Annotated in this window: 7 protein-coding genes and 3 pseudogenes; 8 read left to right on the top strand and 2 right to left on the bottom strand. The window is 57.6% G+C overall.

The features are described 5' to 3' along the window. The coding region (locus tag AB3347_RS25710; protein WP_369094499.1) for a transposase at positions 1 to 264 on the bottom strand (264 nt) is incomplete at its 3' end. Between the two features lie 131 nt (positions 265 to 395). Between AB3347_RS25710 and AB3347_RS25705 the strand changes: the two are divergent. The 6 genes and pseudogenes from AB3347_RS25705 (at position 396) to AB3347_RS25680 (ending at position 8,596) form a co-directional block, all read left to right on the top strand. After that, positions 396 to 1,195 (top strand): annotated as a pseudogene (locus AB3347_RS25705) (IS5 family transposase). A gap of 215 nt (positions 1,196 to 1,410) precedes the next feature. Continuing rightward, positions 1,411 to 2,790: a metallophosphoesterase gene (locus tag AB3347_RS25700; RefSeq protein ID WP_369094498.1), complete on the top strand. Its 1,380-nt coding sequence runs from the start codon at positions 1,411 to 1,413 to the stop codon at positions 2,788 to 2,790. After that, positions 2,787 to 3,815, top strand: coding sequence for a GTPase-associated system all-helical protein GASH (locus AB3347_RS25695; protein WP_369094497.1), 1,029 nt, complete (start codon positions 2,787 to 2,789; stop codon positions 3,813 to 3,815). The genes AB3347_RS25700 and AB3347_RS25695 overlap by 4 nt, the downstream gene beginning before the upstream one ends. Continuing rightward, positions 3,815 to 4,867 (top strand): hypothetical protein, encoded by a 1,053-nt coding sequence (locus tag AB3347_RS25690; RefSeq protein ID WP_369094496.1) that lies wholly within the window; start codon positions 3,815 to 3,817, stop codon positions 4,865 to 4,867. The genes AB3347_RS25695 and AB3347_RS25690 overlap by 1 nt, the downstream gene beginning before the upstream one ends. Next, the gene (locus AB3347_RS25685) at positions 4,864 to 5,949 is read left to right on the top strand and encodes a hypothetical protein (protein ID WP_369094495.1); all 1,086 of its coding nucleotides are present in this window, start codon (positions 4,864 to 4,866) and stop codon (positions 5,947 to 5,949) included. Before AB3347_RS25690 ends, AB3347_RS25685 begins: the two co-directional genes overlap by 4 nt. A 10-nt stretch (positions 5,950 to 5,959) precedes the next feature. Beyond that, positions 5,960 to 8,596, top strand: a complete 2,637-nt coding sequence (locus AB3347_RS25680) for a hypothetical protein (protein ID WP_369094494.1) — start codon at positions 5,960 to 5,962, stop codon at positions 8,594 to 8,596. Positions 8,597 to 8,615: 19 nt separating this feature from the next. Here the strand turns inward: AB3347_RS25680 and AB3347_RS25675 are convergent. Further along, positions 8,616 to 8,810 (bottom strand): annotated as a pseudogene (locus AB3347_RS25675) (transposase); the annotation flags it as partial. Positions 8,811 to 8,919: 109 nt separating this feature from the next. Here AB3347_RS25675 and AB3347_RS25670 point away from each other — a divergent pair. Further along, positions 8,920 to 9,291: a hypothetical protein gene (locus AB3347_RS25670; RefSeq protein ID WP_369094493.1), complete on the top strand. Its 372-nt coding sequence runs from the start codon at positions 8,920 to 8,922 to the stop codon at positions 9,289 to 9,291. 31 nt (positions 9,292 to 9,322) lie between these two features. Continuing rightward, positions 9,323 to 9,828, top strand: a pseudogene (locus AB3347_RS25665) (transposase); the annotation flags it as partial. Positions 9,829 to 9,907: the final 79 nt, after the last annotated feature.

The following is a 9,907-nucleotide window of genomic DNA, read 5'->3' as shown; positions in this document are numbered from 1 at the left end:
GCGACGGCAATACTCGGCCAGCTCGCTGGCGTTCAGCGCGGCCGTCTCCAACACCACGGCAAACTTGTCTTCCGAGGTCCATTCCTCAGCATTTTTCCCACTACCCGGCACCGCTGTTCCCTGATTAAGAAGTTGACGGCGCCAAGTATAAAGGGTCTGCTCGGTAATCCCGCTTTCGCGAGCCAGCTCCGACACCAACCTGTTCTGCGGCGGCATCATCTGCCGTAGTAGTGCTTCTTTCCGTTCTGCTGAATACTGCTTCACGCAATCTCTCTTGCCCGTCCCCGGTATGGTTTTACTTCACCAAGTGACGCGACAACTATTCTGACACCGGGGGTACACAGCGGTGCTTCGGCAGCTAAGGTAGCGGCCGTGTTCCCAGACGGACTGATGCCATCGCCCAATCACTTCTCTCCGAAGACCTTTGGTTGCTTGTTGCAGCTCATCTCCCGGCTCGTCGCAGATCGCCGAAAGGCGCACGGCCACGCATCATTGATCGCGCGCCCCTAACCGGGATCCTGTTTGTGCTCAAGACCGCGATACCGCGGGAATATCTGCCGCGCGAACTCGGCTGCGGCAGTGGTACGACTTGTTGGCGTCGGCCCATGAATGGATGAAGGTCTGCGTTTGGCAGCGCGTCCACGAAGCGGTCCTCCGACGGCTGCGCGACCACGACCAGATCATGTGAGATCGAGCTTGCGTTGACGCCGCCCGTGTGCCTGCTCCTGCGGGTGGCGAGCATACGGGCCGGAACCCGACCGATCGTGGCAAGCTCGGCTGCAAACACCATCTGCTCGTCGATCAACGTCGGTTGCCGCTGGTAGCCAGGATCTCGGGCGCCCAAGTGCATGACTCAAGTTTCCTTATCCTACTCGTAGAAGCCATACCAGTTAAAGGGCTTTCCGGTCGTGCGCGCAAACATCCAGGCTAGCTGCACGCCGATCGGGCATACGCTTGGCGAGCACATCGGGCGTTGCTGCGCCGACGAGGTATCTCAGCACGTATCGTGCGATATGGTGTGGAGTCGCGAGAAAGGCACGGCCGATGGCGTTGGGGCGTTGAGCGCGCCTTGGGATAGCTACACCGCTTTCGCAGGTTGCGCATTCGGTACGAGTGGCGACCAGACATCCATCAGGCGTTTCTTTCGCTCGCTTGCTCGCTCATCTGTTGGCGGTATATCGAACGGTTTTGTTAGGCGCTCTTCGTACGCGCCAATCTGTATGCCCACCAGTATGCCGTCGGTAAAAGCCGCTGCAGGTAACTATCAGGGTCGCGTCGCCCAAGAGAGACGTACGCCTACTGTCGATAGCGCATGTCTTTACGCTGCTGGTCGACATTAGTTGCCAGACGCAACTCTATGCGGGTGTATAAGAGTAAAATATAGCAATTTCGCTCGTAAGGAGATGCGGCTTGAAGGCAGTATTTGTACACCTGTCCGACATCCATTTTGGACAGGAAAAGGACGGTGGCACTGGTGCTGAAAACGCGGACGCCAAGCGGCGCCTTATCGAGGACGCGCGCGCCGAAGTAAGTAAGCTGGACGGTAAGGTCCACGGCGTGATCCTGACCGGCGATATCTCATACTCGGGGAAGCCGGATGAGTACACGTCGGCGGCACAATGGCTTGCCCGACTTACGGACGCGATTGGCTGCGAGCGCACGGATATCCAAATGGTCCCTGGGAATCACGACATCGATCGGGCCAAGATCACGAATGCAATCGACAGCATTCTATTCTCGATCAGGGAAGGTGGTGACGAATGGCTCGACAGGCATCTTGATAACGCGACCGATTGTCAGGTCCTGTATGAACGATTCGACGCATACAAGGGCTTCGCCCTCGACTATCGTTGCGAGCTAGACCTCAACGGCGACATCTCGATGAGCGCGACGTTGGAACTCGCTCCAGGACGCGCAATCCGGTTCGTGCGGCTCAACTCTGCACTTATCTGTTCGAGCAGGAAGGAAGATGGCAAGCTGATCTTGGGAGCGCGCCAACGTCTACTGCCCTTGGAAGAGGGCGTGGAAATCGTTGTGCTGTCGCACCATCCTCTCAGTTCGTTCCAGGATTCCGAGAAGGCGCGCGGATACCTGCGCGGGCGGGCTCGGGTGTTCATTTCAGGCCACGAACACTTCCCCAACCTGGAGATTGTCGATGTCGAGGACGGTTGCCAATTGATGATGCTCGCCGCTGGCGCTACCTCACCGGACCAGATTGACGACAAATACACTTACAAATACAACATCCTTACGTTCGAATACGACGAAGCGAGCGATGCACTCGCCGTGTCTGTAAATCCCCGCACCTGGGATGGGAGTATGGCTCGCTTCCGTCGGGATGACGAGTTCATGGGCGGCAGGCAGGAGCGTCAGCTTCTTGGATCCCCAAACTTCCGCGCAGCGCCAAAGCCATCAAATGTCGAGCGAGTGCCCGCTGCCCCAGTGGCGCTGGTCGAGGAGCCGTTGACAGCGGTAACGGGGCAAGCCGCGGCAGATGGGCCTGTTGGCGATGCAGCGATCGAAGCGCCCGACACGGCTGACATCGATGCTGTCGAGGCAGGCGCTTTGCAAAACATGCGCGACCTTCAGTTGCGCTTCTTTCAAGACCTTTCGCAGAGCGAACGGCTCACGGCGTTTATGGATTTCAGTGTCGTTACCCAGATCAGGGGAAAACTCGACCACGCAATGGAGCGGCGCCTCTTCCGTCGCGCCTTCCGCCAGGTAGGGGTTGCCAGAATCGAGGAATTTCTCAACGCGGCCAAGTCACAGAAGGGGGAGATAAAAGCATGAGCATTATGGCGAAGTATGCCCAGATTATCTGGGCAGAGCCGACCAATTCGGATGTGCAAGACCGCAACAGGGCAGTCGAGACGCTTCGGAGCCAATTCTCGGTCATGCCGACCCGGAAGACGATCGCACTTGCCGCCACAGTGGCTGGGGGCTTCGGCAGCACGACGCTCCCCGATGAGGTCGCTCGGCAGATCGAAAAAGCGATTAGCGATGTAAGCGCGGCGTTTGTACTCAAAGGCAGGGAGCTGCAAGCACAGGTCTGCCTGGCTGTCGCGGTGCTTGCGATAGTACAAGAGCCGATCGCCGATGAGAGTGGCTGGACGACTGCAGATGCCTTGGCCGCGTCCCTATGGTCGGCGCTGACCCTACAGGAGCAAAGCGATCATGCAAAGCTTGAGGAGTTGCGGCAGGATCTTATCGACGCGTGCCGCGCGCGGGTAGCCAATGTCGCCAAGGCGGCTCGCAAGCGCGTGGACGTGCCCGACGTTGGCACGCTTACGATCCCTGAAAACGACCCTGCGGGCTCGCGGGCGAACGCAGCCTACAAGAAAGCGACCGCACCAGTCGTCGCAGCATTGAAGACCAATCAGGCGCTGGACCACGAAGAACTCAATTTCCTGTGGTGGGTGACTGCGGACTACAGCGAATTACTCGATTGCCCGTTGGCTGATCTGGAGTCTTTCACCCGTGCGATTGCAAGTGGCCTGGAGGGCGCCACGATGTTATGTCGTTTGCCAAGCGATGGTCTTCGTCATGCCGTGCTTCGCAATATTGGCGCTTCCGAAAGCATGCCGCTTGCCGTCCTGATTGAGTCGCTTGGCAAGTGGCGGGCTGAACTCGCGACGACAAATGTCCATGGCTGGACAACAGAATTCCCATTGGTGTTCCCCCTCATTTCATCGCTCGTCAAGGACGAGCATCAGTCGACCACTTCTGTCGCGCTTGACGCTCGAGGCTGGGGTGCCCGTGCGTTGCTTGAAGCCTCCATTGTGACGATGGAAAACCGCGCTGTCGGAGCCGCCTGATGCGCGGAGCTTGTGAGAACCCGAATTGCACGTTCAATGCGACGGGATCATGCGTCGTTGGCAATCCACCTGGGGATTGCTCTTTTCGTCCTGTCGTAGATGCGGGCGAGGCAGACTCCCCAGAAGTCGAGTCACCCGACCCGGTTGATGACACCGGCGACAAAATCGACATCAGCCTGGCACTTGGGCTGGGCCGTGCAGTTCTTTCGGCTCCCGATCAGGATCCGCCAACTTTTCCGGCAAGTCGTACGCTTGGGATTTTGGAGGCCAATGCCATGATGGAGCAACGGCAGACCTGTCTCATCGGGATCGTCGGGCTTGCGGGTGCAGGCAAAACCGCAGCACTTGTCAGCGCGTATTTGATGCTATCCAAAGGCCAATTCGAAGGGTTCTCCTATGCGGACAGTGAGACACTTCGCGCGTTCGAAGAGATCGCCCGAGCCAGCAGAACGTGGGACAAAGGTAATCCGCCCGAGCACATCACAAGCCACACGACGCTATCGAACGACCGCGAGGCTGGTTTTCTTCACCTACGGCTCCGCCGGGACGTCGACGGACGTCTTTTCGACATCCTGCTGCCTGACCTGCCGGGCGAGTGGTCCCGCGAGTTAATCGACCGCAAAGACGAGGACAGGCTGAATTTCCTCCGCGCGGCAAGCGTGATCTGGTTGATGGTTGATGGTCGGCAGTTCTCGGATGACGGCAAGGTTGCGCGCGCACACTACCGCGCGACGCTTCTGATCGAGCGTTTGGCCGATTTGCTCGGGAAGCGACGCCCTCGTATTATCGTCGTGCCCACTTGGCAGGACAAACAGCCGTTTCCGCAGGAAGAAGCCGCTCGGCTTGCCAGTTGCGGGGCCAGATTTGGCTTCGATATGGACATAGCCCCAATTGCATCTTTCTCGTGGAACGACGACATGGAGCCTGGTCATGGCATCCCTAAGCTGATCGCGGATTCGCTTGCAGCACGGCCAAGCCCTCCCAATTTTTGGCCCGAGACCGGGTACGACCATAGTGAAAGACGTTTGGCGGCGTTTAGGAGGAAGCCATGAGCACGGGATCGATCATCCTTGTCGGCGGACCTGCTTCGGGCAAGACGAACTACATCGCTCGTCTGTGGTTAGCCTTCATGGCAAGGAAGGGGCAGCTGCGCGCGCCGACGCTTCCTACTAACATTGAATACGTAAATGAAGCGGTTCAGCACCTGCTCGATCGCAGGTTCGCGCCGAGAACCGATCGTAGCATGGGTGAGAATGGGCGCCGTGACTTCCTTGTGAAGGTGCGTGGGAACTACGGGGCGGGAATAGAGCAGGACATCACCGTCCCGGACATCACCGGCGAACTTTGGCGGCGCGCGATTAATACGTATGAGCTTCCGCAGGAATGGATGGAGGCACTTAATTCATCATCGTCTGCGATTCTGTTCGTGCGAGCGCACTCGAAATTTAACCTGCAGCCGATGGACTGGGTGACAGCGCGTGACCATTTGATGGGGCACAGTGACCAAGATGACGACGAGGTGGAGGACGACGACGATTACGGCGACGACGAGGATGAAGACGGTGACCCGATTACGCCTTTTGTGGCGCCCGTCGATGCGGCCGGCAACGTCAGGCCAGCAGCGGCGCCACCTATCGATCATCAGGTCACCCACCCTGATGGCGATTCTGCAGGAACGATTGAACTACACGCCCTTTCAGGAGACCAACAAACTGACGAGCTCGTAGTCAAGAGGGACGAGCTACCCGCGCAAGTGGGTTTCTGCGAACTCTTCCGCTATCTCTCGCTCACACTGGCGGATAGGCCCAGCGGGGAAAGCCCCAGGCTAGCGGTTGTCGTGACGGCATGGGACATGCTCGATGGCGAGGCAAAGGCCGCCGGTCCGATGCGTTACCTTGAGGACCAATTTCCGATGTTCGCGGGTAGACTGAAGACGCCTGGACGCCTTGACGTCAAGGTCTTCGGCATGTCCATCGTCGGTGGTAATTTGCGAGGCCCCGCGAACAAGGCGTTCAGGGACTCGCTCAAAAAGCGCGACCTGTGGGACGTCGGCTATACGGCGGTCACTCGTGACGGTACGACGGACGAAGATCCAGACGTGACGCTGCCGCTCGCTTGGGCGCTCGGAGACTAAGGGTAGGCAAGTGATTATCGATCAGCAGTTACATGGATACAATCACGGACACGAACTTCTGTCCGGCTCCATCACATTGCCCCCGAGAGATCAAGATCTTGTGGATCGCCTCTCGGACCTTGCCGGCCCCATCGCGCCCGGGGAAAAAATCCCGCCCTACGTCACCTGCTATCCACTGCCGAGTGGGTCCCACTATGTCGTTGCCAGAACCTGGCATGATCGTGAGGCGCCTCGGGCCGGGTGTGTCCGCACCCGCTCACTGCTGATCCCGATGCCGGATTGGGTCGCTGGGGCAGATCCGTCAGCGCTAGTCGCGATTGCCACCGAAACTGGGCCAACCCAGCAGTCGAAAAAGCTATCGATCGAAACCGACTTGCGCATGCCCATTCCGCCCGTAGAAGCCGGAGTGGAGATCCTTGAGGCGCTATTTCTTGAGGATTCGGTGCCAGCAGCAGTGTTCGGGTCAAAGGTGGCGGAACCCCTTGCACTTCGACTCCTGACCGCAGTCTGGCCGTCCATGCGGCGCCGTTTTAGCGTGTCGACCTTCTGCAACTCGCCACGGACGATTGCCAAAAAGAGTTTCGACCTTGTGTTCGCGCCGGTCGAGGCAAGGCCACGCTTTTCCGACTGGAAGGGTCGACGGGTCGACGGTACGAAGGCAAGTCCGTCGCGTCATCGGTGGTCCTTAAAAATCGCGGACGAAGTTTTCCGATCGCCCCATCCGTCCCTCTCGTCGCTCGATGTGTTCGGCGAAATGGCGGGCGACGAGAAGGGAAATGAGGAGGCGCTTCGCCTGTCCCTGCTTTGGAGTGAGCTTGCCGCCAAGGTTGAGACAGAGCCGCATGCGGCGCTCGGACTGCTTGACATTGCGAATACGAGATCGTCGCGCAGGGCGGCCCTTGTCACCGAACTCGTGCCAATTCTTACGAAGGCCGCGAAAAGTGCGACATTGACCATGCCTCCCTCCGAGGCTTGGCGGTTTCTCCAGGTGTTGATTGCGAAACTCGGCGAGGCGCCTTGGCGCCTGTCATTGATCAAGTCCTTGAAATCCTCGACGCTATCGCTAGCGCAAAGATATCCGGTTGATGCGGTGAACGCGATATCACAGGGACTGAAGGATGGTAGTGAAGGGCTTCTTCATGATATTGCCGCCGGCATCGCTAAGGCCGATGCTTTTGTACCAGCGGCGAGGAAGCTCGCTACGCTCCCAGGGAATCTACTTCTTCACACAGTGTTGGCAGCGTCCGAATTAACCGTACGGTTATTGCAGGGCGAATATGATGTCGAGCCTACACTTGTTGTGAGCATAGACGGTGCGAGCGAAGATGAGATCGCGGTGGCCCGCAAGCGCATCATGCCTCATCTCGTCGACAACAGGCACGCAGAGCTTCTCTCTGTCTTGCTAGCGCACGCCGGCGCCGCAATGATCGCAAGAGAAGCCGAACGCTTGAAGAGTGCTCATGATCTCACAGCCAGCGCGCTGAATGACGTGCTAGTAAATGTAGCTCAACAAGAGAACGCAATTGCGCCCCTGCGGGAAGTTGTAGCAAAAGCGCGGCCGTCGCAAGCATCGAATGCAATGCTGCGCAAGCTGCTCAGACCCAACATTGCGGACGTCCGCTGGATTTTATCCACAATAGAGAATGGAGATGTGCGTCGCACGACACTCCTCCTTGATTCGCTTGCTGAGGCCTCAAACCAAGAGCTGCGATCCATCTTTGGGCCACCAGATGTGCTGGCAGAGGTACTTGCAACGATCGGCGATCTGCCGGCCGCAACCGAAGTGCTCGCTCGCATTGTCGAAAACATCCCGCTGCCGCCTACGGACCATATAGCGCTCGCGATGCGTATTTTGTCCCGAATAGATGGCCCTAGGGCAGGGCTCATTGCGGTTTCCGGGTTGGAGGCCGCGCTGCCCGAAGAATTTGAAGGAGAACGCGACCAGATCCTTTTAAATCTTCTCGACCGTGCCGGCGAGCGGTTGGATGGGGTTCGTGTTCTGAATCTTGGGGCCGGCCGCGGAGTGCGCGCAGATTTAGCGAGCAGAAATCTCGTCCTTTTTGACAAGTTACCGGAGCTAATTCGCAACAAGTTCCTCCAGAATCCGATGGCGCTTGCTGACACTATTATTGGGAGAGGAAGGCTGGACCTCTCATATGGAGGAGCGGAGGCAGTTGGGCACTTGCTTTGGAATTCCGATGAATTCGATCATCCTGGCTTTCTTTTCGCCTCCGCTAAGCTGCTTCCGTTCGTGACCGACGTGAAGGTTGAGGCCGCCTCTCCGATCATCGCCGCGGCATTCCCCTCTGTTTACCGCGAGCTTCAGAGGGAAAGCCTTCCTGATTTTCTCTCTTATGTGTTCCTCTTCGTAGATTGGGATCGATGCAAAGTCGCGCGACGCTCGCTCGCACGCTCACTCGTAAACTCGAATTGGCGACCAAGAGACATCGCACTAGCAGCGGCGCGCGCAGGTGACACTGACCGCATAATAAAGAACATTGCTAAAGAGGAAAGGGGAGCATGGGCGATTTCCTCGATTGAACGTGAGGCGGACACGATTCCAGATCCATGGAAGCGCCAAGTAAAGAAAGCCCTCAAGGATCTTCGAAAGGACTCAACTTTGGACAAGTTTCCGTCCGACTTGTGATTTTATGCAAATGGACGAGCATGCCACTGCTGCAGCCGAGTCCGCGCGGCAGGTATTTCCACGGTATCCCGGTCTTGAGCACAAATAGGATGCCGGTTAGGGATGCGCGATCGTTAATGCGTGGCCTTCACCTTTCGGGGATCTGCGATGGGTCAGAAGATGAGCTGCTACAAGCGACCAAACATTTCGGAGAGAAGTGCCTCGGCCATGGCATCAGCCCGTTAGGGAACATGGCCGCCATGTTTCGTGCCGAACTACGTCCGTGTACGTCCGCTATCGGCCAGAAGCAGACGTTCTTCTATCTCAATCTCAGGAAGCTACTCATGAAAATTCGTTTTGCTTCTTGCGCCTTGGCACTCCTGGTACTAGCGAACGCGGTCGGAGCAGCCCCTCTTGTGAGTTATTTCCCAAAGAAGGATCTAGGACTCTTTTTAGCGGCTAAGTTCGACTTGGCCAGTATTCGAAGCTCTTTCGGGCCTCGCCGCTCCCCTACATTGCGCACATTCGCTGATTTCGGCATGAAGCCGAGCAAAGCCACTGAGGATGCGCTTGTTTTTGAGACGCCAGGCGAATGGTTGTATGAGCTGAAGATTGCTGCTCGGAGAGACGTCAACGGGGATGGAATTGAAGACTTGGAGGTCTGCTTCATCGATCAGGCGGTAATCCCCCCACAAAAAGAGCGCGTTCAGAAGTAGAATTTTCTACTTAAGACACAGAAAGCTCTACATGAAGACGTCCCGCTTTACCGACAGCCAGATTATCGCCATCCTCAAGCAAGCCGAAGCCGGCAGTCCAGTGCCGGAGCTGTGCCGCGAGCACGGCATCAGCAACGCCACGTTCTACAAGTGGCGCTCCAAGTTCGGCGGCATGGATGCCTCGCTGATGGCGCGCATGAAGGAGTTGGAGGAGGAAAACCGGCGCCTCAAGAAAATGTACGTCGAAGAGCGGCTCAAGGCCGAGATCGTTGCGGAGGCGCTGACAAAAAAATGGTAGCGCCATCTCAGCGGCGAGAGATGGCGCAATGGGCCGTGACGGAGCGGTTAGCCACGGTCAAGCTCGCGTGTCAGGCATTTGGCATCAGCCAGACCTGCTACCGCTACAAGGCCAAGCTGGATGCGGAAAACGTCCTCATTGCCGATTGGCTGGTGCGGCTGACGAACAACCAGCGCAACTGGGGTTTCGGACTGTGCTTCCTGTACCTGCGCAACGTGAAGGGCTTCAAATGGAACCACATACTATGATCTGACCCGCTTATATTCTGGAGGCAGCCATGGATATGCACGTTGGTTTGGATGTATCACAGCGGACGAC

The organism is Massilia sp. X63 (genome assembly GCF_041023745.1).
Lineage (GTDB): Bacteria > Pseudomonadota > Gammaproteobacteria > Burkholderiales > Burkholderiaceae_D > Telluria.
This window is presented reverse-complemented; position numbering and strand designations above follow the sequence as displayed.

Bases quoted from the DNA above. Each gene is read 5' to 3' on its own strand.
- AB3347_RS25685 (WP_369094495.1), top strand. From the start codon at position 4,864: ATGAGCACGGGATCGATCATCCTTGTCGGCGGACCTGCTTCGGGCAAG.
- AB3347_RS25670 (WP_369094493.1), top strand. From the start codon at position 8,920: ATGAAAATTCGTTTTGCTTCTTGCGCCTTGGCACTCCTGGTACTAGCG.
- AB3347_RS25695 (WP_369094497.1), top strand. From the start codon at position 2,787: ATGAGCATTATGGCGAAGTATGCCCAGATTATCTGGGCAGAGCCGACC.
- AB3347_RS25690 (WP_369094496.1), top strand. From the start codon at position 3,815: ATGCGCGGAGCTTGTGAGAACCCGAATTGCACGTTCAATGCGACGGGA.